Origin of the sequence: Pseudomonas sp. HY13-MNA-CIBAN-0226 (genome assembly GCF_040310305.1) — a bacterium.
GTDB classification, from domain to species: Bacteria; Pseudomonadota; Gammaproteobacteria; order Pseudomonadales; family Pseudomonadaceae; genus Aquipseudomonas; species Aquipseudomonas gregormendelii.
Genome location: NZ_JBEOPS010000016.1, coordinates 19,326 through 42,492, shown reverse-complemented (window position 1 = coordinate 42,492; position 23,167 = coordinate 19,326). Strand labels below are relative to the sequence as shown.

The window sequence follows — 23,167 nt, the reverse complement described above, 5'->3', positions numbered from 1 at the left end:
ACAATTATTTCGTTGGAAAGAAATTGCCAGTGAACAGACAGATCCTGTTGCCAAGGTAGCTTAGGCACTCTTCATATTTCCACGTTGTTATTAGCCTGACAACCCGTGCGTTCATCGCCAACTCATCGATCAGGATGATTTTTTGTGAGATGCAAGCCCCACCGTTACCGCCAAAGCGTGTAGCCAGTCTAGCTGTGATTAGCCGCGGAACGAGGATAAACACCCGTTATCTAGACATTCACTCACGATAGTTCGGTCCGTGAGGCGTGAAATTGGAATATGCGGCTAGGACGAGTACTCGTTTATCCCATTCAGTTTGCAATAATCCTTCCAGTCCATTTCTACCATTTCTGCAACTTCTCGATGGAATTCCAGGGTCAGGAATTTCAGTTCTTCGGGAGATTCTGAAATCAGCGTTAGCGTCAGTTCCCACACCTCTATCCCCAGACGCGCGGCCTCTTGCTCAAAGGCCGACTCAATGCACAGTTTTGTTTCATCCTGACTCAGTCCCTGGACAGCGTCATTGAGTGATGAGTCGCCATTAAAGAATTTCGAGAGCGCCAATTCTCTTCGTAAATCATCTGAGTTCATCAGCTGTTCCAGCCCTGTGAGCCGTCCGGATCTTTTTGCCTCGACGTAGTATGGTATTGACTCTAGTCAGGCAATATCAGTCTCATCGAACCACTCGCGGATCGTTTTGGTAAAAAATAGATGCATTGTGTCCCACCAACGTTTCCACCAGTTGCCTGGCTCCCCGTTTTCAAGTGCTATCAATGGTTGGCTTCCGAGCTTTTGCCCAGCGTCGTACAGTTCCAGTCTTCCAACGACGGCCCCAATAGCGATAGGCGCTTCGAGCGGTCCATCAATTTCCATGCGTGTCTCTAATTCTCGATTTTTATTCTTGGGTAAGGTGAGGGTCATATCGTCCAGCAACCCCACGGCGATCGATCGTTCTTTACCTTTCCAGAGCGCAGACCACATGAGTATTTTCCCGGCTCTTTTGTAGGTTTGGGTATCGTAGAAACGAAAGCCGTAACCCATGAGTTTTTCCGTTTCTGCAGTGCGTTTATGTGTGCTGCTTGCGCCAAGTATCACACTGATCAAACGCCGCCCGCTCCGATGAGAGGAAGCGACCAGGCAATAACCTGCTGCGTCGGTATGGCCGGTTTTCAATCCGTCGAAGCTTGCGTCACGCCATAACAGAAGGTTGCGATTGGCTTGCCGTATTCCATTCCAGGTGAAGTGTTTCTTGGCGTACAGCCCGTAGGAGTAAGCACCTTCACTGATGATCGCCCGAGCCAATGTGGCCATGTCTCGGGCCGATGAATAATGCTCGCGCTCAGGCAGCCCAGTGGAGTTCATGAAGTGCGTATTGCTCATTCCCAGTGTATTGGCAGTCGTATTCATCATTCGGACGAAGACGCCTTCGCTTCCGGCCACATGTTCGGCGAGAGCAACGCTTGCGTCGTTACCAGAGTCGATGATCACACCGCTGAGTAAGTCGTGAACCGAAACAGAACTGCCGGGGTCGAGAAACATGCGTGAGCCGCCGGTACGCCAGGCATTTTCGCTGACCGTGACCATGGCATCCGCTTTCATACGCCCGGCCTTGATCTCACGTGTGGTGACAAACGCCGTCATCATTTTCGTCAGGCTGGCTGGCGGTAGACGCTTATCGCTGTTGTGGCTGGTGATAACGGTACCCGTTGCAGCGTCGATGAGTATCCAGGCTTTGGCGCCGAGCTTTGGCGCAGCAGGGATCATAGCCCCTCGTGTGGGATTGTCAGCCAGAGCAGGGCTCGCCCAGGCAAAAGGCGTTGTTACGCAGAGAACGGTTAACAGGAGCCGGAACAACAGGTATTTCACAAGCAAAAGGCCTTGGGTCAGCAGAAGTTGCTGACAAGCTAGCCCTCAGGGCCGGGGGGGCCCAAATTAAGCTGGATTAAGTTAAATTTAATGTTCGGCCACCGATGATTACGTAGATCAGTCGGAAACCATCGGGCAGTGAATCAAAACACGGGTACCACGACCGATGGCGGCAGGCTGGATATCCAGCGAGTAATCGTGCAATTTTACAATGGCAGCGACCAACGATAAGCCAAGGCCGTGTCCGGGTTGCATACTGCTTGCCTCACCTCGATAGAGCCTGCGAATGACATGTGTACGGTCCGCCTCTGGTATCCCGGCCCCATCGTCGGCGACCTCAATGATGACCGTTGAGTCCTTTATGCTACCGCGCAATTTGATATGCCCGCCCACCGGCGTAAACTTGATGGCGTTATCCAGCAAGTTGACCAGCGCTTCGAACAGCAACGATGAGTCGCCATACAATCTGGGCAAGTCGCTGGTGATTTCCAGGGACAGCGTCTGAGAGCGGTCCAATGCAAGAGGTTCATAAAACTCATGTGCCTGCTGCAACAGCGCCATGATCGGAAAAGGAGCAAAGGCCGAGCGGCGACGGATATCGTCGAGTTCGGCAACCCGAAGCAGTCCTTGAAAGCGCACCATGATTGATTCGCTTTCTTCAAGGGCCTGATTCAATGTGTGTTGGTGATCACTGTCCAGAGGCAATTGTTGGAGCTGATAAAGCCTTGCGCGCAACCGGGTCAGTGGCGTTCGTAGGTCATGGGCGACCCCATCGCAGACGCTCTTGACCTCATGCATCAGTTGCTCGATATGGTCGAGCATCGTATTCACGGCGCTTGCCAGCATATCCAGTTCATCACGGCGGGCTGACAAGGGCAAACGCTCCGCCAAGTTGCCTGAAACGATACTTTCCGTACAAAGCTGCAGGCGTTTGACACGACGCAACGGTCGGCGTCGCAACAAACGCCAGCCAATTAGCCCGGGAATCAGTGTTAACGAAAATCCCCACATCAAGGCCTGTTCGATAATCCCGCCCACGGCAGAAATCGAGCCGCCGTCACGCGCCAGAATAAGAATATGCCCGTCGGGTCGGCGTGCTAACAGCGCATAACTGCTTCTGGTTTCTTTGTCGGGTAACGCAATGCTCAGTCCGCGCTCAAGATAATGAACCTTGCCGTCATCGGGCAAACTGGAGCGAAGTTTGAGCAGGTCCCCGGCAACGTGCCGTCCTTCGGGAGTGAATAATCCGTAAGCATCGATCCCGGGTGTCGAATAGGCTTCGCTGGCAGCCAGTTCCTTCACCAGTTGTTTATCATCGATCTTTTGATAGTAATGGGCACGCTGCAGTAATGTTCGCTCTGCAACGGTTCCCAGATAGTGGGAGATTTCCCAGTACAACACACCGGTAAAGAGTGCACCCCAGGCCACAAAAAACAGGGCGTAGAAACCGATCAATCGACTACCGGACGAGCGCCATTCTTCAGTCTTTGGCAGCAAGGACATAACCGGCACCGCGTATTGTATGAATGGCGGGGGTCCCTTCATCGCCTTCAATTTTTTTGCGCAGCCGACCGATGTGAACATCTATGATGTTTGTCCCCGGGTCGAATCGATAACCCCAGACCTCTTCAAAAAGCATGGTGCGGGTGACCAGTTGGCCGGCACTGCGCATCAAGTAATTGAGCAGCTTGAATTCCGTTGGCAGCAGCAGGATGTGTTCGTCATTTCGCGTCAGTTTGTGCTCGACCAGGTCCAGTCGCAGGTTTCCGCAACTGAGTTGCGGATGGCTTGCATCTGTACTGGTGCGCCTTAGCAACGCGTCAAGACGCGCAACCATCTCGATAGCAGAAAAGGGTTTGGTCAGATAGTCGTCGCCGCCCGCGCGAAGCCCTTGGACGCGTTCATCCACATCAGAAAGCGCACTGATCATCAGGACTGGCGTCTGAATACCCAGACTACGCAACGTACTGACAATCGTCAGTCCATCAAAGTCGGGAAGCATCCGATCCAGGGTAATAGCGTCGAAACCTCCTGCAATCGCCAGGGCAAGGCCGTCTCGTCCAGTAGCGGCCCATCTTGAACTGAACCCATGGCGTTGGAGTTCAGCAATGATGACCTCCGCCGTCACCTTGTCGTCCTCTATGACCAGCGCGCAACTCATAACTTCCTCCATTGCTACCTGTACTCGGGCGACTCCGACGCAACGTCGACAGCCAATGCAGGCGTACCCTAGTGACCAACGAGCCCGCCGAATATTAAATATTTCTTAACCCACCTTAACCCCATCGCCAGCTAAAGCACGGATATATTCGCCACGACAACGGATCACTCGAACTGAAAGGATGAAAGATGTGACCCCTTATCTGGCTTTCTTTTTACTGACGTTCGGCTTGGTGTGTTCCTACGCGACATGGGCCGCAAAGACTACCAGCCGGACCGTTCTGCAACGTGACGCTGGCGCCAAAAATGGACCCGGCCTTCGAGTATCACCACGTCGCCCTGGACCTTGACGTGTATCCCGTCGGCTTCTACCTCGGCATTGCGCTTGATGTCGCCTTCGGCGACGGCGCGTACACCTTTGAGGCGCCTGAACGACGAAAAATCCTTGAGGTGAATCAACAAAGCGGCCGACAGCCCCGCGGTGTTCAAAACGCCAACTTCGGCCCCAGGTAGGCATTGGCGCTGGCGATGTCGTCATCCCCCAACGCGCCCACATCCGCCGCCAGCCGCAGTTTGGCCAGCAGGTAACGCAGCTTGGCTTCGAACAGATCGCGCCGGGCGGTGTAGATCTGTTCCTGGGCGTTGAGGATGTCGACGTTGGTGCTGGAGCCAGCGAGGAAGCCCTTTTTCGAGGAGTCGAGTGAACGCTCGCTGGATTTGACGGCTTTTTCCAAGGCGCGGATGCGCGCTTCGCCGCTCTGCACCCCGCGAAATTCCCGGGTGGTGCCGGAGATGATTTCCTCGCGGGTGGCGTTCAGATCCTCTTCGGCCTGATCCCGGGTGGCGACGCTTTGCCGGGCGCGGGCGCTGACGTAGCCGCCGCTGTACAACGGAATATTCAGCTCCACGCCAGCCGAGCTGTAGCGGTTGCGCTGGTTTTGAGTGGACAGGGTTTCACTGTCGGCGGCGGTGTAGCCCAGCACCAGATCCAGGGTCGGCCAGTGACCGGCCTTGGCCTTGGCCACTTCTTCGTCGGCGGTGTTGACGTTCAAGCGGCGGGCCCGGATCGAGGGGCTGTTTGTCCCCGCGCGAATAATCCATTCCTGCAGATTGTCCGGTTGCAGCGGTGGCGTGGGGAAGGTGTCTTGCAGGGTGGCGATTTCATCGGGTGTCTGCCCGAGGTATTCCTGCAACAGTCGCCGTGCCACGGTCACGCTGTCTTCGGCTTCGATCAGCTCGGCCTGGGCCAGGTCACGACGGGCCACCGCTTCGTCGACGTCTGTGATGGTGCCGTCGCCGAGATCCTTGCGCCGTTGGGTCGAAGCCACTTGTTCATTGAACGATTTGAGTTTGGCCGTCGCCAGTTCCACGGTCTCGTGGGCCAGCAACACGTCAAAGTAGCGCCCGGCCAGCTTAACGGCCGCATCCTGCGCCTTGCCGTCGAACACCGCCACACCGTACTCGGCCTGATATTCGCCTTGGCGATACTCGGCCATTTTCTGCTTGTTGAAGAGCGGTTGGCGCAGTTGCAGTGTCGCGCCCCGGGAGTTGTAGTTCAGGTCATTGGTCTGGCTATTGCCGAAAAAATCCGGCTGCTTTTGCGTGCCGTTGATGTGGTTGTCGAAGGCGGTGATGCCGATTTTCGGCAGCAGCCCGGATTGACCGATAGTGCGGTTTTCCAGCGCCGCATCGCGTTCGTGACCGGCAGAAAGATAGGTCGGGCCCTGGAACTGCATCAGGTTCCAGGACTCGCGAAGGTCCAGCGCCGCCACCGACTGAGCCAGGCCCAACAGGGCGACGAAACCGATGAACCGACCCCGGCTGCTCACGTCATTGCTCCTTGAACGCACTGTTGACGCGGTCCAGCAGCGGCTTCAACAGGTAGCTGAGCATGTTGCGCTCACCGGTCTTGATGGTGACTGACGCGGGCATGCCCGCGCGGATGTGATTGCTGCCGAGCAGGGCCATGCCGGCGGGCGTCACTTCGATCTGTGCCAAATAGTAGGGCTGTTTGTTGTCGTCGCTGACCAGGCGGTCGGCGGAAATGGTCAGCACCTGGCCCGGAATGTTCGGTGTCTGCACGTGATTGAACGCGGGGAACGAGATGGTCACCGGCAGGCCTGGCGTCATCCGGTCGATGGCTTGCACCGGCACCATCGCGTCGATCTGCAACGGTTCGTGGGCCGGCACGATCTCCATGATCTTGAAACCGGGCGCGATCACGCCGCCGATGGTCGACACGTTCAGGCCCTGGACCATGCCGTCGATGGGCGAGCGGATTACCGTGTGCCGGACCTGATAATCCAGGGCCTGCAAACGGTCGGTGAGGGCACTGTTTTCCTTCTGCACATCAGCCAGTAGCGACTGCACTTCCTTGCGGTAGTCGTACTCGCGTTGCAGGATGCGCAGCTTGATGTCGGCGACTTGGCCCCGCGCCCTGGCAATGTTGTTGAGGTTGTCGGCCTGCGAGGCGTTCAAGTCCGAACCGGTGCGTTCGAGCTCCAGCATGCGGTTGCGGGGCACGTAGCCTTCGGCGGCGAGTTGGCGGACCCCGACCAGCTCCTGATTGAGAAACCCTATCTGAGCCGAACGGGCACTGAAGATGTGCTGCAAACCCTTGATCTGCGCCTCGGCGGAGTTGAGCGACTCGCGCAAGATGCCGATCTCGCCCTCAAGGCTGGTGCGGCGCGTGGCAAACAGATGACGTTGCAGGTTGATGGCGTCTTTCAGGTGATCGTTGCCGGCATAGCGCTGCAACATGGCGGGGTCGAAAACCACGTCGGCGGCGCCATCGCGTTCGGCTTCCAGGCGGTTTTCCATGGCTTTGGTGGCGATGTACTGCGCGTTCACCACCCCTTGTTCCGAGAGTGCCTGGGTGGCGTCGAGCCGCACCAATTCCTGATCCTTGCTGACGCTGTCGCCTTCACGCACTAGAATCGCGTCGACACTGCCGCCGGTGATGTGCTGGATGGCTTTGCGGTTGCTGGTGACCTTGACTGTGGCGGTGGCGACGATGCCGGCGTCCAGCGGGGCCAGCCAGGACCAGAGCAGAAATCCGCCAAAGCCGAGGATCACCAGCAGCACGCCCCAACGTGCGGGGCGAAGGTCGTCGACATCGATACTGGCTGCCGCGCGCACCAATTCCTGGCCTCGCGGATCAAGACTCAAGGCGCCCATTTATTCTCTCCCGCGAACGGCTGACAGGGTTGGAGCGCCCACCGACGGCAGCACGCTGGTCTGGCGCAACGCCGCGAACACTTCATCCCGGGGGCCGAACAATTGTGTGCTGCCTTCACGCAGCATCAGGACTTTATCGACGGTGCCGAGGATGCTCGGGCGGTGGCTGATCAGCACCGTGGTGCAGCCCCTGGACTTGAGGTCTTCAAGCACCTCGATCAGGGCTTTTTCCCCGGCGTCGTCGAGGTTGGCGTTCGGCTCATCCAGCACGATGATCGACGGCTCGCCATACAGCGCACGAGCCAGGCCGATGCGTTGGCGCTGTCCACCGGACAGCGGGTTGCCGTCCACATCCAGGGGCGTGTCATAACCATGGGCAAAGCGCAGGATCATGTCGTGCACGCCGGCCCGCTTGGCTGCCACGATCACGGCATCACTGTCGACTGCGCCGAAGCGGGCGATATTGTCGGCAATAGTGCCTTCGAACAATTCCACGTCCTGGGGCAGGTAACCGACCCAGGGGCCGAGCTCTTCCTTGTTCCACAGGTAGACGTCCACACCGTCGAGCCTCACTTTGCCGCTTTGCGCCGGCCAGATGCCCACCAGCAGCCGTGCCAGGGTTGATTTGCCCGACGCGGACGGGCCGATGATGCCCAGTGATTCACCCGGCGACAGGTTGAAGTGCGGCCCGCGAAGGATCGATTGGCTCATGCCCGGCGCCCCGGCGTGCAAGTGCTCCACCGAGAGCATGCCCAGGGGCCGTTGCAGCTTCATCGCATCGGCTCGGGGCGGAAAATCTTGCAGCAGTTGCTTGAGCCGCGCCCAGGCGCGGCGGCTGGTCAGCAATTGCTTCCAGCTGCCGATCAGTTGCTCCACGGGTGCCAGCGCGCGGCCGCTGAGGATCGAGCTGGCGATCATCATGCCGGGGGTGATTGAACCTTCGATCGCCAGCAGGGCACCAGTGCCGAGGATCAGCGATTGCAGGGTGATCCGCACGAAACGCGCGAGGCCGCTGATATAGGCCGCGCGGTCGGACGCCAGGGTCTGCATTTCGAGAATCCGCAGGTGGCTGCCGAACCAGCGCCGGGTGATCGCCGGCAGCATGCCCATGGCCTCGATGACTTCGGCGTTGCGCAGATTGTTGTTGGCGAAAGTGCCCGAGATCTGTGACGCCAGATTCGCTTCGTTCAACGGCTTTTTGGTGGCGATTTCAGTGAGCCAGGTCAGGGATACCAGAATCAGCGAGCCGCACAGGGTGACGATCCCGAGCAAGGGGTGGATCAGGTAGGCGACGAATAGGTAAATGGGCGTCCACGGCGCATCGAAGAACGCAAACAGGCCGTTGCCGGTAAGAAACTGGCGTACTTGCGCGAGGTCTTGCAGGGCTTGCGCCGGGTTGCCGCCAGCACGCTGCAGGTTGCGCTCGAAAGCGGCGGTAAAGACACGCCGGTTCAGGGCCATGTCCAGTCGGTTGCCGACCCGGATCATTACGCGAGTGCGCACCACTTCCAGCATGGCCAGCAAGGTGTACAGACCGATCATCAGCAGGGTCAGCATCAGCAGCGTGGTGAGGTTGCTGCTGACCAGCGCCCGGTCATACACCTGCAGCATGTAGATGGCCGGCGCCAGCATTAGCACGTTGATGACACCGCTGAATCCGGCCAGCGAGTAGAACGTGTGGCGCAGCCGAAAAAACACCTCGGCAAACTCGGATCGCTGCTGGTTTTTCTTGTCCATCGGAAGGTCCATTGCTGTCGGTGTATGTACCTCAGCGTAGGGGGACGACGGTTGGTCGGATGACGCGCCGACCCGGTTTTTACGCGTCAATGTTTTTTTGACGCGTTTGACGGTGTTTAAGAACAACAGGTTGCGTATTTTCTTTCGGTAGATAGTGATGAAAGTTGCTTCTTGGCGGACTAATTTCGTGCGACCTAAGTCTAATTTGTGGCACCGAGGTGTTCGCCCATTCGATCAGTGCACAGCGTTCGCCGGGGTTACCTGCTATTAATCAATGGGAGTACGAATGCTTGACCATTTCAGGAGCGTGTCATGAACCCTTTCATTCGGATCGGCATTGTCGACGACCACCCGATGTTGCGTGAGGGAGTTGCCAACACACTGAGGAAGAGAACGGATTTGCAAGTCGTAGAGCAGGGGAGCACTGCGAACGAAGCCCAGGACATCGCACTGCGCTTGAGACCGGACGTGATGCTGATGGACGTCAATATGCCGGGCGATGTGTTTGCTGCCGTTCGTTACATCTCCACTCAGCTTTCGGGTGTGAAAGTCCTGATGCTCACGGTGTCCGAGTCCGAAGATGACGCCTACTCAGCGCTCGAAGCGGGGGCACGCGGTTATGTATTGAAAGGGATCAGCGGTCCGGACCTGGTTCTTGCGATACGCTCGATCTCCAGGGGCGAAACGTACATCACCCCGGACTTTGCGCAAAAGCTCCTGAGCAACTTCAAAAAGCATGAAGCCGAAGTCCGTAAGATCGACCTCACCCACCGGGAGGAGCAGATCATTCGTGAAGTATCAATGGGCCTGACCAATAAGGAAGTGGCTTCAAAGCTTTTGATCAGCGAAAAAACCGTGAAGTACTACATGACCTGCGTGATGCAGAAGCTTCATGTGCGCAACCGTGTCGAGGCCGTCACAGCCCTGCGGCGCTATTGGGAGCGCGAGGCCGTCGGTCGCCTGCACATCGGGGCAGTGAGTAATCACATGGATATGTAAGGTAGCCCATGGCTAAAGCTTGAACTGTGCATTCACCGCAGTGCCGTCGGCGGATGAATCGATGCTGAACAGTCCCCCCAAGGATTCAACGCGGTTGCGCAAACCGGCGAGCCCCAGTCGAGTTCTGCCGGCTGTGTCGACCATCATGGCGTCAGCCGACATACCCGGCCCGCTATCTTTGACGCTGATGTGAAGCAGGCCGTCCATGTAGTCCGCGCTGATGGCCTGGCCTTGGCCCCGGGCATGACGGTAGGCGTTGTTGAGGGTCTCCTGCACAAACCGGTAAAGACACAGTTTGAAGGGCAGCGGCGCGTCCTCGGGTAACGCCCCCAGCGTGACTTTGACTTTGGTGCCGGTGCGTTGTTGGTGTCGCTGTGCCACCAGGTGCAATTCATCCTGCAGGCTAAGGTTGTTTATCTCTGGAAGCGCCAGACCCCGCGATAGCTCTCTGACCTCACGCAGGGCATCGGTCGCTGCGCCGCGAATGGTTTCCATTGTCTCCTGATCGACCGCCGTGCAAGTCTCGGCCAGGTCATCGAGGCGGATCAGAATCAAGGTCAACAGCTGCGCCGGGCCGTCATGCAGGTCTGCACCGATGCGGCGCAGTGTCAGTTCGTTAATCCGTGAGAACTCTTGGGTCGCGGTGCTCATCTTGTGCTGGAGCGTGGCGTTGTGATCATGCAACCGGTTTTGTTCCTGCAACCTCATTCGCAAGGCCACCTGCTGGCGTTGAATGATTTTGTCACCGCCTCGCACCAGGAAGAACAGCAGCGTCAGCATCGCCATGGTCGCGGCACCAACCACCATCCATACTTGCTGGCGGACGCGTTTGATCTCCTGTTCCAGGCTGTCGGCCTTTTCATAAAACTCGCCTACGGCGATGATTTTTCCCGTGGAAATCTCGCGCAACGGTGCATAAATCTCATAGAGAGGCACATTCATGTTTCGCTCGAATTCGTTCTCTTCCTGCGTCAGGTCCTCAAGGTCGGTCACCACGTTACCTTTGAGTGCATGGGCAATTTCTTCCATCGGAAACTTGCGATTAGTGATGGATTTGTCCGTGCTATAGACCACCGTGCCGTCCGGTCGCCAAATTTTGATGGAGACGATGTGCCGTTTCAGCGAACGGCTGTCCATCAAGCGGTCCAGGGAGCCGACGCTTTGCGGCGAGAGGATGTTGTCGCGACTCATCTCCTGCACATAGGGCTCCAGAAACGCCTCCATGTAGTGGGCGCCGGCTTCCGCCGCGCTTTGTACGGCGGCCCTTTCTATGCGCTCACTGACCAGCTCGCCGACAAAAAACATGGTAAGCCCCAGGATTAGTGCGGCGACCATCACGAACTGCGTGGAGCGGCTTAGCTTGCGTATCTGATCCATCAGTCGGCTGCGCAGGTTGGCATGCCGACCACTATCGGAGACCGGTATCGGGCCATCCGGCGTCTCACCCTGTTCGGCGATAAATGTCTCTCTTTCCGAGTGGGCGTTTGAGTCATTCGCCATTGCTTCAATTCCCCAATCATTGCTCGCCGTGGGTGGTAAAACAGTGCATCAACCGCAGAGTGCCATGGTCCAACTGCCTATACGAACAGCCTCACTATAGATGGACATTCGGTGCAACAGGCGACGGCCTGTTGCAGGGCGTGTAGCGACCTGTCCAATCTGGGGCGATTCACTCTTCAGGGGCGACCAAAGTCGAGTGTGCGCCTGCGACGAAGGTCCCGATTCTTGATTGGACCTTCGCATCTATCGGTTTTCGTTGGCCTCCCCGATGCTTTAGGTGACGAAAAAAGCGATTTGGACTCACTCGCTTACGGGCTGCCCTCAAGGTTGGGATCAAGGCCAGGCCAGTCATGACAGATCTGAAGTTTGAAACCTAATTTGACAGGTGAAATATCATGGCCACGCGCTATATTTTGAAGCCTTTTCGATTCAATTTTTCCGATCTGGATTTCATGAGGAGTCAAATTGGATTTCGTCCACTCTTCGATGCGGATGGCAATGCGATCATCGATTGGAGCGGGTCGAGTGCGATATACGATTCGCAACACCGGTTAATCTACGATCCGGGCAGCACGACCCTGAGCCAGACCCAGATTGACAGTAATCTTGCGATGTATGGCCACTCATATGCATCGGTGACGGCCTCTCAGGGCCTGCGCGATCTGTCGGGGCTGAACAACAACCTGTACCTGGTCAATGCCAGTTGGGGATCAGCCGACCAGCCCTTTCTGCAACGCATGGCGGTGGCGTTCGATCAGTACGTAAAGCCCATGGCTGGGCTTGGCAGCGACCCCAACGCGTTCTACGCCAACACGTTTACAACCAGTCCCAACACGGCCGCGGCCGACTACACCAAGCAAGGCGACAACCTCGGGACGCCGATCAACGAGGCGTCTCCCGCTCACGACGTTGTGGATTACACGCCGCGCATGATCAGTCGGTTGGTCACCACGGCAGATGTCACCTTCCAGACGGAGCCCGATAGCACTCACCTCGTCAAGGACGTCAATGGTTTCACCCAGGTTGCTGACTACGGCATGCTGGAAGCCCTCGGCCAGCAAGACGCCCAACGCGGCTATGACTTGCAGTTTGATGCCAGCGGCAATCCGGTCTGGCAACTGGATGGCAATGGCGAGCCGGTCACTGACCCGCTGACCGGCGCCAACGTTCAAGCCTATTCGTCTGTGCAAAATGATGAGTATTTCATTGGCGCACAGAACCCTGGTGTGTCACCGGTCAATGGCTGGTTCGTCCTGTTCGGCCAGTTTTTCGATCACGGCCTCGATTTCATCGGCAAGGGCGCGGACGGCACCAAGATCACGATCAACTTGTCCCCGGACGATCCGCTCTATGGCGTGATCAACCCCACCACCGGCCAGCCTGCCACCAAGATCGTGATTTCCCGCGCGGATGTGAGCGGCTTCACCGCTGAAGGAACGCCGCAATGGAACAACCACACATCGCCTTATATTGATCAGAGCCAGACCTACGGCTCCGACCAGGAAGTCACCGACCTGTTGCGAGCGTGGGTGTCCACCGATGGCGGTATCACTTACCACGCCGGCGCCCAAATGCTGGACGGCAACACGTCGGTCGCCTGGAAGAATGCGTTTGGCGAAACCACTCACGCCACGCTGCCTACGCTGAACGAGCTACGTGCGCACCTGATGCTCACCCAACGTGCTGACTTGACCTGGGAAGATGTGCTCGACCTGCGCAATCGCGATGCGGCTGGCAACGTGGAAACCGGAGCAGAGGCCGGTAACTCTGGCCAGGCGCTGATTCTTGATATGAACCCGCGCTTCGACGAGGCGCACTTCAAAAACCCGTTGAACCCCGAGGCTGCGACTGATTTCCTGGCCAATATTGCGACCCTTCGTGACGCTGCGCAGGCGTTGGGCGCCGGTTATGAGTTCGCCTATGTCGACGGTGCGGGCCCCAATGATGGACACCTGGAACTGAAACTGCCGGCCGGCGCCATGGGCCCGGGATCACCGGCGGTGACGCTGACGGGAGCCAGCGCGTTGGCGCTGTGGGTGAACTTCAGCGACTTCAGCATCAAGACATCGATGCAGGTGGGCCCTACAGTGATCGCACTCACTCCAGCAGTGCACGCCGCCGTCGGCGAGCTGCTGATGGCGGCGGTGGGCGATCACTACATTGCCGGTGACGGCCGAGTGAACGAGAACATCGGTCTGACCGCGGTACACCATGTGTGGCACGAAGAGCACAACTTCCAGGTGCGCAACATTCAGGATGCCGTTGCGGTCGAGGACTTGCGACAAGAGCGGCTCGATCAAGCGGGTACATACAACCATGACCTGCTGCATGAGTGGCAGGTCTCGGTGCTCACCCAGGCGACAGATGTCGTGGCGGCCGGTGTGAGCGTGATCGGCAATCACTACGAAGATGCCCAAGGCAATTACGTTTACGCCGGTGGTGCCATCGCCTGGGACGATACCAAACTGTTCAATGCAGCCAAAATCACGGTCGAGATGGAGTATCAGCATACGGCGGTGGACCAATTCGCCCGAACCATCACACCCAACATCGCCGAATTCGTGGGCTACAACAGCGGCGAACAAGCCGATGTGAGCCTGGACTTCTCTCAAGTGGCCTACCGCTTCGGCCACAGCACCTTGCGCGAATCAATCGACCTGATCGACCCGTCGGGAGGCATCACCGGCAGTGTGATGCGCGTTGCACTCGAGCGAGCATTCCTCACGCCTGAGCTGTTTGCGCAAAAGGGCGCGGCCGCCATCGCCCTGGGCATGACCCACCAACAGGCCAACGAGGTTGACGAATTCGTCACGCCAGCGCTGAACCAGGGCCTGCTCGGCCAGCCGCTGGACCTGGCCGCGATCAACATCGCCCGTGGCCGCGACGTTGGCATCCCCACACTCAATGAGTTCCGCGCCGCCATTGGCCTGAGCGAATACAGCAGTTGGGCCGACTTTGGCGCCAACATGATCCACCCGGACAACCTGGTGAATTTCATTGCGGCTTATTCGTTCGACGGCAACGTCGCACGCGCCGCCGCGCTGATCGGTCTGGAAAACGGCAAGATCGCCGAGGGCAGCATCGAAGCCCAAGGGTATACGTACAACCAGGCACTGGACTTCCTCAACAACACCTTCAACAGCCCCGCTGACGCAGGCAGCTATGGCGTCGACGGCTTTCAACACATCGACACCTGGTTGGGCGGTCTGGCGGAGGTGCACGTCACCGGGGGCATTCTGGGTGAAACCTTCGACACGGTGTTTGTCGACCAGATCAGCCGACTGATGAACGGCGACCGCTTTTACTACCTCTATCGACTGGACCAGTTGCAGATGGGAGAGGGCATCGTCAATGAACAGTTCAAGGACATCGTCGAGCGCAACACCGGCGCCGAGCACCTCAATGGCAGCGTTTTCGCCTATGCCGACAAGTACTACGACCTGGCGCAGAACGAGGTCGCCAATGCCAAGACCGAGCACAAGTACGCCGATGCGATCAAGGCTTACGAGGATGCTCATCCCCTCTACGCCGCCGATGGCATCACGGTGATTGGTCATCAGTCTCTTGGCATTTATTCCACTCGGGGCAATGCCACCACCAACAACGGCGACATCGTGACCGTCAATGGCGTGCAGTACATCCGTGACTTCCGTGTCGAAGACAGCGCCGCGACCTCTGGCACCACGGCGATCAATGGAGGGGTAAATCTCGACGGCACGCTGAACAGCGGTGCCGAGTCCCACGAGGTAATAGTGGCCAGCGACAGTAACGACCTGATTTACGCCTGGGGCGGTGACGATACGGTCTATGGCGAAGGCGGTAACGATATTATCTACGGCGGCAACGGTATCGACCGCCTGTACGGTGGTGATGGTAACGACCGCATCTACGGCGGCGATGGCGGCGATCTGCTGGATGGCGGCGCCGGTGACGACTACTTGAGCGGCGAACAATCCGCCACGGCAGCGGCGGGAATCGACCAGATTATTGGCGGCGAAGGCAATGACATCCTCCACAGCGGAGTGGGCATCGACAAGCTGTCGGGGGAGTCGGGAGACGACTTCCTGTTCGGCGAAGGCGATACCGATCCCTTCACCCACGGTGGCGATGGCAACGACATCCTTGACGGCGGTGCCGGTGGTGATCTGCTGTGGGGCGACGGCGGCGACGACCTGATCATCGGCGGCGACGACCAGGATGTTTCGGGCGGCCTCGATGGCGACGATATCCTGCGCCCGGGGGCCTTCTCCCAAGCCATGGGCGGTGGGCCGGACGAAGTACTGGGTGGTGACGGCAAGACCGACCTGGGCAACGATGGCAAGGGCATTGGATTCGACTTGATCGACTTCAGCGACCATGCCAAGGCCCCCCAAGGCCTTACGATCGATTTTTCGACCCAGCAGAACCCGGCGGTGGCGATCGACCTGACCACACCTTTTCCGGCGTGGGTTGGCATTGAAGGGGTCATTGCCAGCCAGAACAATGACACTGTCCTGGGCGATGCGAGCGCCAACTGGCTGATTGGCGGCAGCGGCAATGACAAGCTGGTCGGCGGCATTGGCAACGACGTGATCGTGGGTGACGGTATCCGTCTGGACAGCCTGATCGGCACGTACGCCGGTGGCTACGACAATTACCAGGATGGCGCCAGCTACCGTGCTGCCGGATTTATCGGCACTAACGGTCTGCTGGACGCGGCGGGGCCTGGCTTCGACAAGCACTTCACCGAGATGCTGAAGTCGGCCACTTTCGAGAATCTGGAACTGGGCGGTAGCCAAATCACCCGTTTGTGGCGCAATGGGGTCGCGAGTTCCAATCCTGCCGATCTCGCCGATAGCGTCACGGTCGGTGACGGTGGTACGGCGGGCCTGTCGGACATGGCGTTGTTTACGGGAAACCGGTCGGAATACACGATTCAGAGGATCAACTTTTTGACTCAACATCAGGGCCTTATCACCGCCTTCAAGATCACCGACAGCGTGGCGGGCCGCGATGGCAGCGACATTGTGGTTGGCGTGGAGAAACTGGGCTTCGCCGACCGCACGGTCAACCTGAGCATCACCAATCATCTGCCGACCGGGAATGTGGCGCTGTCGGGCTATGCCACTGCGCCGACCACGCCAAGTCGTCCGGTGCCTGCCCAATACCGGCTGACGGCCAACACCTCGGCCATCCAGGACGCCGACGGCTTGCCTGGACCAAGCGGGTTCTCCTATCAGTGGCAAGCGCTGGTGGGCGCCGCCTGGCTGAGCATAACCGGGGCCAATGCGTCGACCTTCGCACCCACCTCGGCGCAGTTCGGCCAGCAATTGCGAGTGATCACCACCTACACCGATGACAGCGGCACGGTGGAACAGCTGACGTCGGCCCCGTCGGAGGCAGTCGGGCGCTTGATCGAGGGCACCAACTTCTTCAACAACACGCTCAATGGCACCAACTTTCAGGACATCCTGATGGGCTACTCGGGCAATGACATCCTCAACGGTGGCTTGGGCTCCGACGTGCTGGACGGCGGCACGGGCAACGACACAATGCGCGGCAATACCGGCAACGACGTCTATATGGTCGATGCCAATGGCGATGTGGTTCAGGAGAACCTTAACGAAGGCAACGACACGGTCATGTCGTCGGTCAGCTACACCCTGGGCGCCAACGTCGAAAACCTGACCTTGCTGGGGTCGAACAACATCAACGGCATCGGTAACGCACTGGACAACGTTATCAATGGCAACAGCGGCAACAACCAGCTCACTGGCTTGACGGGTAACGACACGGTGTTCGGGGACGCCGGCAACGATACGCTGCTGGCCTCCTTGAACGATGGCAACGACCACTATGACGGTGGTGCGGATGTCGACACCTACGATTTGTCGGCCACATCGGCGCCAGCCACGGTCGATTTGATCGCGGGTACGTCAACCAGCACTCAGACTGGCAGCGACAGTCTGACCGGCATCGAGAACGTCACCGGCAGTTCGGGTGACGATCACATCCAGGGCGATGGCGTCAGCAACCTGTTGCAAGGCCAGGGCGGTAATGACTGGATCAACGGTGGCAGCGGCGACGATACGTTGATTGGCGGGCAAGGTGCGGACAGTCTGTTCGGTGGGCTTGGCAACGACACCTTCCGGGCGTCGGTCAATGACGGCAACGACAGCTACGACGGCGGTGGCGACACCGATACCTACGACCTGTCGGGGACCTCGGCCAACGCATCGGTCAATCTGCTCACCGGCCTTGCCAGCAGTTCGCAAACCGGCAATGACACCTTGACGGGTATCGAGAATGTGATCGGCAGCAGCGGTGCCAATATCCTGACCGGTGACGGTGGCGCTAACGTGCTGACAGGCCTGGGAGGCAATGACACGCTCGGCGGTGGCGGTGGCAACGATACTTTGTTCGGTGGAGCGAACCGGGACACCCTGACCGGTGGAGCGGGCAATGACCTGTTTGTCTTCTCGGCCATTGGGGATTCAGGCACGTCAACCCTTACCCGAGATGCAATTACCGACTTTACCCAAGGGCAAGACCTTATCGATCTGTCGCTGATGGATGCCCGGACCTCCGGCGCAGGTTCCGCCGGTAATCAGGACTTCACCTTCCTCGGCGAGTGGAACGGCACCGGCAACGAGTTCAACAACCAGGCGCAATTGAAGTACCACTTCGTCAATGTCGGCGGGGTCGATCACACCTATGTGGAGGGCAATGTGAACAGCGGCAATGGCGCCGACTTCCAGATTGATCTGGTCGGGCATGTGGCCCTCACTGCGAGCGATTTCGTCGGCGTGGTATAGGTTGGCAGCGTAAAAAGGGCGCCCCTTTTCATTAAGGGGCGCCCTTTGTTTTTTGCGGGAACGGACGTGAGCTAGACCACGGCGCCAAACAAGTGCCCCACCAGCGCCGTAATCCCCATGGCCAGCGCCCCCCAGAAGGTCACCCGCCAGGCACCGGTGATGACCTTGGCGCCGCCGGCCCTGGCGGCAATGGCGCCCAGTGTCCCGAGAAACACCAATGACATGCCCGATATCCAGGGCACCACGCTGTGCTCCGGCGCGACAAACGTCACCGCCAGGGGCAGGGCGGCACCCACCACAAAGCTGGCGGCGGAGGCCAGGGCGGCCTGTAAGGGTTTGGCGGTAAGGGTGGCGCTGATACCCAGTTCGTCCCGGGCGTGAGAGCCCAGTGCGTCATGGGCCATCAATTGATCGGCCACCTGATGCGCCAGTTCGGGTGATACGCCACGGTGCATGTAGATGTTGGCGAGCTCGATGTGTTCGGCTTTCGGGTCACTGGCGAGCTCGGCACGTTCGCGGGACAAGTCGGCGCGCTCGGTATCGGCCTGGGAGTGCACGGAGATGTACTCGCCTGCCGCCATGGACATGGCGCCGGCCATCAGCCCCGCCATGCCCGTGACCAGCAACGTGGCGTGGCTGGCGTTGGCGGCGGCGACGCCGATCAGCAGGCTGGCGGTGGAGACAATTCCGTCGTTGGCCCCAAGGACGGCGGCGCGCAGCCAGCCGATACGATCACTGCGGTGGGACTCGGTGTGTCTGTGCATGAATTTCATGGTTGAGCGCGACTCACTGTCATTAGGCGGTTCACATCGGACGGGTTTCAATCTGCGCCTGCAACTGGCCGCCGACAATGGATATTTCCTTGAATTGTTGGCCGTCGCGAAGCACGAACAACGCGTCCATCCCGCGTTCCTGAGCCAAGCGTGGGCCTTCGGTTTCACCCAGCACCATCAGCGCCGTGGCCCAGGCATCGGCGAGCATGCACGAAGCGGCCACCACGGTGACGGCGGCGAGCGGGTTGCACAGCGGCGCGCCAGTGGCCGGGTTCATGGTATGGGCATAGGCTTGACCGGCCACGTCGACCCACCGTCGGTAGTCCCCGGAGGTCGCGATCGCGGCATCGCCAAGCTCCATCACGCCCATGACTTCACGCACGCCCCGGTTAGGTTTTTCCACCGCTACGGTCCAGCACTGGCCATCGGGTTTGACGCCCCGGGCGCGCATTTCGCCGTCGATGCCGACCAGGTAGCGGGTTATGCCCAAACCTTCCAGGCAACGGGCCAGTTCATCGACGCCAAACCCTTTGGCGATGCCATTCAAGTCAAGGTGCAGCTGTGCGCGTTTACGCACCTGATGACGTAATGGGTCAATCACCAACGCTGCGCTGGCTGACAGCCGGGTGCGCGGCGGCATCGTCGCGAGCGCCTGCTCTGTGACCGTCTGCTCCCCGGGGCCGAACCCCCAGGCATCAACCAGATCACCGACCCCGATGTCGAAGGCGCCGCCGGATTGCTGACTGACACGCAGTGCCGCAGACAACACCGTTGCCAGTTCCTGGGGCACTGATACCCATTCCTGCTCGGGGGCGGTGTTGAGGCGGTTGAGGTCCGAGTCGGGTTTCCAGGTGGACATTTGCTGGTCCACCCGGGCCACGGCGCGCGCCAGGCGATGGCCAATTGCGTCGGTATCGATCCCGGCCCCGGCATAAAACAGGGCGATGTAGCGCGTGCCCATCGTTTCGCCGTTCAGGCTATAGCGTTGCAACTCAGTAAACGTCTTCACGGTAGCGTCCTTGTGCCTTGAGGGTCAGCACAGTCAGATTGAGAGGTGCCAACACTTCATCGAGGGCTTGCATCACGCCTTTGGCCATTTCGCGACTGCCACACACCAGCACCTGGGCACCTTTTTCAATCAGCCGGCGCAAGGTCAGGGCATCGCCGATCAACCGATCTTGCACATAACAGCGGTCCTGAACCTGAGAAAAGGCGGCGCGCAATGCCGTCAGGCGTCGGTCGGCCAGGTACTGATTGAGCTGCGGTTCATAGAGAAAATCCGAGTCCGGGTTGCGCCCGCCCCAATACAAGTGCATTGGGTGTCGCGCCTTGTTGTTGCGGATAAAACCGGCCAATGGACCGATGCCGGTACCGGCCCCGATCAGGATCACCGGGTGCGTGCCCGACGCCGGGCGAAATTGCGGGTTGGGCTGGATAAACGCTTCTATCTGCGCACCAATGTCCAGGCCATGAAGGAATTCCGAGCACACGCCTGCGTTGTGTTTGCGAACGCAGATTTCCAGCACGCCGTCCTGCGAACCACTGGCCAGCGAGTAGAAACGGGGGATCGGACTGCCCGGAGGCACAATCCCGACCAGGTCACCGGCCAAGAAGTCCGGCAGCGCGCCGGGTGCCTTGAAGCGCAACACGTGTGTCGGTGCGTTCACCTGTTCGCCGTAGACAATGCGCTCTGTCAACTCCAATGGATGGGTCTGTGGCCGCTGCGGGGCATGGACCAGTGTCAGGTCATGTTTGAGCACGTCGCCCAGCGCGTGGCCCCAACGTGCAAATTCCTGAGAGGATTGGCGGTTGACGGTTTCCAGCCCCAGTAACGGCAAGCCACCGGCCTGCAACATCGCGTCCTGCACCTGATGGGCGAACTGACAGAACTGCGCAAACTGGCGGTCACCAAAGCCCAGCACGGCAAAGGGCTGGCCGGGCTTGAGGCCGGTTTTGGCCAACCGCGCCAGGAACTGCGAAGCCGAGGCTGGCGCGTCGCCGTCACCGTGGGTCGCGGTGAGGATGATCACGCGTTGGGCGCTGCGGTAGTCGTTGGCGTATTGATTCATCGCCGCGCTATGCACTCGGTGTCCGGCCAGGTGCAAGGCGTCATGCAAGGTCTTGGCAAAGCCCCAGGTGCTGTTGTTTTCACTGCCCACCAGAATCACGCTGTCGGCAGAGTGGGCAGGGCTGTTGTGGCCGATGTTCGGGATCGCCTTGCGGCGGCGCCACCATAACAGGAGGCCGGTGACGCTCATCAACGGCACACAGAGGGCACAGAGCCCAAGCGGCAGGCCCAACCACCACAGGCCTTCACCGGTGTGCAGCTGATAGATCAATTCATAGAGGTTGTGCATCGAGTCGTGTGCCTGATAGGACAACAAAGCGCCGCTGGCCTGATCCACGTAGCCGTCGCCCTGGGCCGTGCGCAGGGAAAACACGTCCTTCGGGTTACCGGGGCTGGGGTAGACCAGCTCGCGCAGGTCATTCAGGTCGGTGGCCTGCAAGGCTTGCAGGTTCGCCACCGGCAAGGCCGGGCCGGCGCTGACGTGGACGGGGAAGGCGGGTTCACTCTGACTGCCGTCGGCGATAAAACCAAAAGTGGTGGCGGACATGTAAAGCCCGCTCAATGCCGACAGCAGCAGCCCGAGCAAGGCCAGTCGCCCGACTTCAGCATGCCAGCGCTGGCTGAAGGTGCCGTGCAGTGGCCGCAGCAGGTTGCGCCAGCCACCCAGGCGCCGGGCCAGCAACAGCGCGCCGGACACTGACAGCATCAGCATGAACAACGCGCCGACTCCCGACACTCCATGGCCTGGCGTGCCAAGGAACATCGAGCGGTGCAGCTCTTTCACCCAACGCGTGAACGCGGAGGGTGCATAAGGCGCGAGGCCTTCTCCGGTCAGTGGGTCAACCGTTTCAGCCCCGGCCTGACCGTTCTGGGTGTAGTAGACGATGACCGTCCCGGACGCTGTGCGCTGGATCTGCTCCACGCCCGGAAAGTGACTGGCGACACGCCCGGCCAGTTGGCCGACGTTAAGTTGCCCGGCCGCGGTGGCGGTGTTGTGCAAGCGTTCCAGCGCCGGGTCGACCGACAGGATCGCGCCGCTGATGGCCAACAGCATGACCAACAGGGCGGCGATCAGGCCGGGCAGGGAATGGGACTGGCGAAGCATGTTCAGCCTCCAGAAAGGGCAAGTGCTACAAATCGTAAGTAAAGGACTCGACATAGGTGCTGCCGGTTACCGGCTTGCCGGCGCCCTTGGACGTCAACGGCACGCCGACATCGGCGCGAGCGTCACGTTTGTCCTCGACGGCGCTGTCGATGCGGATCTGATACCCGGCATCGATCAGGGTGTCTGCCAGCTCGACGCTGACCTTGAGCGTGCTCCCGCTGCCGACACTGGCGCCGCTGACGCCGTCAAACTCGCTCCGGTTCATCCCGCTGCCACGGGCCCAGTCGCCCAGGTGCTTGTAGTACTTGGCCTTCTTGCCGGCCACCCACAGGGTTTTCTGGTACTGGCCGTTGGCGTCGGTTACGTAGATCGCCAGGTAAGCATCATTGCCGCTGTAGTCCTTGAGCTGGGTGGTCAGGGTCACTTCCCGGGCCTGGGCCAACCCCGGCAGGGCAATGGCGCCGGCGAGGCAGGTGGCTGCGATGATCTTTTTCATGAGGGTGTCCTTTTGATCGTTAGGTCGAGAGCCTGGACCTGCTTGCTGACAGCAACCTGAAGCGCAGGAAAAACTCGACAGGAGAGGCGTCATTCGGTGAGCGGGTTGCCGAGGTAATCCCTGGCATCGCCGTCGTCGCGGAAATGGATCTCGAGGGTGCGCAGGCGCAACGAGGCCGGTGAGTAGTTGGCTTCGATAACGTTGCCCTTGCGGTCCAACCCCTTGAGCTCGTAACAACCGTCGTCGACCTTGATGCGTTGCACGCTCCAGCCGTATTGCCGCTCGACCTGCTCACGCAGGTTTTCGCGCGGTTGCCAGTCGCTCACCGGGTCGCTGCAGTCGTCGTCGGCCAAGGCGTAACCGCTGAGCATCAGGCTCAACAGCGCGGCATGGGCAATAAAACCTGATTTCATGATCTGTCTCCTGCCGAGGTCGGCGTCTGTGGCATACCCTAAGGTGCATTCCTGACAACCAGCTGAATCTTCAGATTCA

Annotated in this window: 16 protein-coding genes; 2 read left to right on the top strand and 14 right to left on the bottom strand. The window is 59.3% G+C overall.

Translation table 11 applies throughout. From position 1 onward, the window contains the following. Nucleotides 1–285: 285 nt before the first annotated feature. From AAEZ05_RS18160 to AAEZ05_RS18125, 8 genes are all read right to left on the bottom strand, one after another. Nucleotides 286–591, bottom strand: a complete 306-nt coding sequence (locus AAEZ05_RS18160) for a DUF6388 family protein (protein ID WP_045058431.1) — start codon at nt 589–591, stop codon at nt 286–288. Nucleotides 592–657: 66 nt separating this feature from the next. Then, nucleotides 658–1,764 carry a D-alanyl-D-alanine carboxypeptidase family protein gene (locus tag AAEZ05_RS18155; protein WP_236695841.1) on the bottom strand — a complete coding sequence of 369 codons (1,107 nt, stop codon included), beginning with the start codon at nt 1,762–1,764 and terminating at the stop codon, nt 658–660. 219 nt (nt 1,765–1,983) lie between these two features. Further along, nucleotides 1,984–3,369 (bottom strand): sensor histidine kinase, encoded by a 1,386-nt coding sequence (locus tag AAEZ05_RS18150; protein ID WP_045058430.1) that lies wholly within the window; start codon nt 3,367–3,369, stop codon nt 1,984–1,986. Continuing rightward, nucleotides 3,347–4,027: a response regulator transcription factor gene (locus AAEZ05_RS18145; protein WP_045058429.1), complete on the bottom strand. Its 681-nt coding sequence runs from the start codon at nt 4,025–4,027 to the stop codon at nt 3,347–3,349. Before AAEZ05_RS18145 ends, AAEZ05_RS18150 begins: the two co-directional genes overlap by 23 nt. Before the next feature lie 263 nt (nt 4,028–4,290). Further along, nucleotides 4,291–4,515, bottom strand: coding sequence for a hypothetical protein (locus AAEZ05_RS18140; RefSeq protein WP_045058428.1), 225 nt, complete (start codon nt 4,513–4,515; stop codon nt 4,291–4,293). Continuing rightward, nucleotides 4,512–5,855 (bottom strand): TolC family outer membrane protein, encoded by a 1,344-nt coding sequence (locus AAEZ05_RS18135; RefSeq protein WP_236695840.1) that lies wholly within the window; start codon nt 5,853–5,855, stop codon nt 4,512–4,514. The genes AAEZ05_RS18140 and AAEZ05_RS18135 overlap by 4 nt, the downstream gene beginning before the upstream one ends. A 1-nt stretch (nt 5,856) precedes the next feature. Further along, entirely contained in the window at nt 5,857–7,203 is a 1,347-nt protein-coding gene (locus AAEZ05_RS18130) for an HlyD family type I secretion periplasmic adaptor subunit (RefSeq protein ID WP_045058427.1), read from the bottom strand. After that, nucleotides 7,204–8,940 carry a type I secretion system permease/ATPase gene (locus AAEZ05_RS18125; RefSeq protein ID WP_045058426.1) on the bottom strand — a complete coding sequence of 579 codons (1,737 nt, stop codon included), beginning with the start codon at nt 8,938–8,940 and terminating at the stop codon, nt 7,204–7,206. Nucleotides 8,941–9,252: 312 nt separating this feature from the next. Here AAEZ05_RS18125 and AAEZ05_RS18120 point away from each other — a divergent pair, with 312 nt between their 5' ends. Continuing rightward, nucleotides 9,253–9,939, top strand: a complete 687-nt coding sequence (locus AAEZ05_RS18120; RefSeq protein WP_045058425.1) for a response regulator — start codon at nt 9,253–9,255, stop codon at nt 9,937–9,939. A gap of 12 nt (nt 9,940–9,951) precedes the next feature. Here the strand turns inward: AAEZ05_RS18120 and AAEZ05_RS18115 are convergent, their stop codons facing one another. Continuing rightward, nucleotides 9,952–11,439, bottom strand: a complete 1,488-nt coding sequence (locus tag AAEZ05_RS18115) for a sensor histidine kinase (RefSeq protein WP_045058424.1) — start codon at nt 11,437–11,439, stop codon at nt 9,952–9,954. 452 nt (nt 11,440–11,891) lie between these two features. Here AAEZ05_RS18115 and AAEZ05_RS18110 point away from each other — a divergent pair, with 452 nt between their 5' ends. After that, a complete protein-coding gene (locus AAEZ05_RS18110) occupies nt 11,892–18,233 on the top strand; it encodes a peroxidase family protein (protein ID WP_350648337.1) in 6,342 nt (2,113 codons plus the stop codon). Between the two features lie 71 nt (nt 18,234–18,304). On the opposite strand, the gene AAEZ05_RS18105 is transcribed toward AAEZ05_RS18110, so the two are convergent. The 5 genes from AAEZ05_RS18105 to AAEZ05_RS18085 form a co-directional block, all read right to left on the bottom strand. After that, a complete protein-coding gene (locus AAEZ05_RS18105) occupies nt 18,305–19,006 on the bottom strand; it encodes a VIT1/CCC1 transporter family protein (RefSeq protein ID WP_350601003.1) in 702 nt (233 codons plus the stop codon). Nucleotides 19,007–19,037: 31 nt separating this feature from the next. After that, nucleotides 19,038–20,015, bottom strand: a complete 978-nt coding sequence (locus AAEZ05_RS18100) for an FAD:protein FMN transferase (protein WP_236695839.1) — start codon at nt 20,013–20,015, stop codon at nt 19,038–19,040. Further along, on the bottom strand, nt 19,999–22,179 hold the full coding sequence (locus tag AAEZ05_RS18095; RefSeq protein WP_045058421.1) for a PepSY domain-containing protein: 2,181 nt from the start codon (nt 22,177–22,179) through the stop codon (nt 19,999–20,001). Before AAEZ05_RS18095 ends, AAEZ05_RS18100 begins: the two co-directional genes overlap by 17 nt. Before the next feature lie 25 nt (nt 22,180–22,204). Beyond that, nucleotides 22,205–22,675 carry a DUF2271 domain-containing protein gene (locus tag AAEZ05_RS18090; protein WP_045058420.1) on the bottom strand — a complete coding sequence of 157 codons (471 nt, stop codon included), beginning with the start codon at nt 22,673–22,675 and terminating at the stop codon, nt 22,205–22,207. A gap of 89 nt (nt 22,676–22,764) precedes the next feature. Beyond that, nucleotides 22,765–23,088, bottom strand: coding sequence for a PepSY domain-containing protein (locus tag AAEZ05_RS18085; RefSeq protein WP_350648333.1), 324 nt, complete (start codon nt 23,086–23,088; stop codon nt 22,765–22,767). Nucleotides 23,089–23,167 lie beyond the last annotated feature (79 nt).

Bases quoted from the DNA above. Each gene is read 5' to 3' on its own strand.
- AAEZ05_RS18160 (WP_045058431.1), bottom strand. From the start codon at position 591: ATGAACTCAGATGATTTACGAAGAGAATTGGCGCTCTCGAAATTCTTT.
- AAEZ05_RS18155 (WP_236695841.1), bottom strand. From the start codon at position 1,764: ATGATCCCTGCTGCGCCAAAGCTCGGCGCCAAAGCCTGGATACTCATC.
- AAEZ05_RS18150 (WP_045058430.1), bottom strand. From the start codon at position 3,369: ATGTCCTTGCTGCCAAAGACTGAAGAATGGCGCTCGTCCGGTAGTCGA.
- AAEZ05_RS18145 (WP_045058429.1), bottom strand. From the start codon at position 4,027: ATGAGTTGCGCGCTGGTCATAGAGGACGACAAGGTGACGGCGGAGGTC.
- AAEZ05_RS18130 (WP_045058427.1), bottom strand. From the start codon at position 7,203: ATGGGCGCCTTGAGTCTTGATCCGCGAGGCCAGGAATTGGTGCGCGCG.
- AAEZ05_RS18125 (WP_045058426.1), bottom strand. From the start codon at position 8,940: ATGGACAAGAAAAACCAGCAGCGATCCGAGTTTGCCGAGGTGTTTTTT.
- AAEZ05_RS18120 (WP_045058425.1), top strand. From the start codon at position 9,253: ATGAACCCTTTCATTCGGATCGGCATTGTCGACGACCACCCGATGTTG.
- AAEZ05_RS18115 (WP_045058424.1), bottom strand. From the start codon at position 11,439: ATGGCGAATGACTCAAACGCCCACTCGGAAAGAGAGACATTTATCGCC.
- AAEZ05_RS18110 (WP_350648337.1), top strand. From the start codon at position 11,892: ATGAGGAGTCAAATTGGATTTCGTCCACTCTTCGATGCGGATGGCAAT.
- AAEZ05_RS18105 (WP_350601003.1), bottom strand. From the start codon at position 19,006: ATGAAATTCATGCACAGACACACCGAGTCCCACCGCAGTGATCGTATC.
- AAEZ05_RS18095 (WP_045058421.1), bottom strand. From the start codon at position 22,179: ATGCTTCGCCAGTCCCATTCCCTGCCCGGCCTGATCGCCGCCCTGTTG.
- AAEZ05_RS18090 (WP_045058420.1), bottom strand. From the start codon at position 22,675: ATGAAAAAGATCATCGCAGCCACCTGCCTCGCCGGCGCCATTGCCCTG.
- AAEZ05_RS18085 (WP_350648333.1), bottom strand. From the start codon at position 23,088: ATGAAATCAGGTTTTATTGCCCATGCCGCGCTGTTGAGCCTGATGCTC.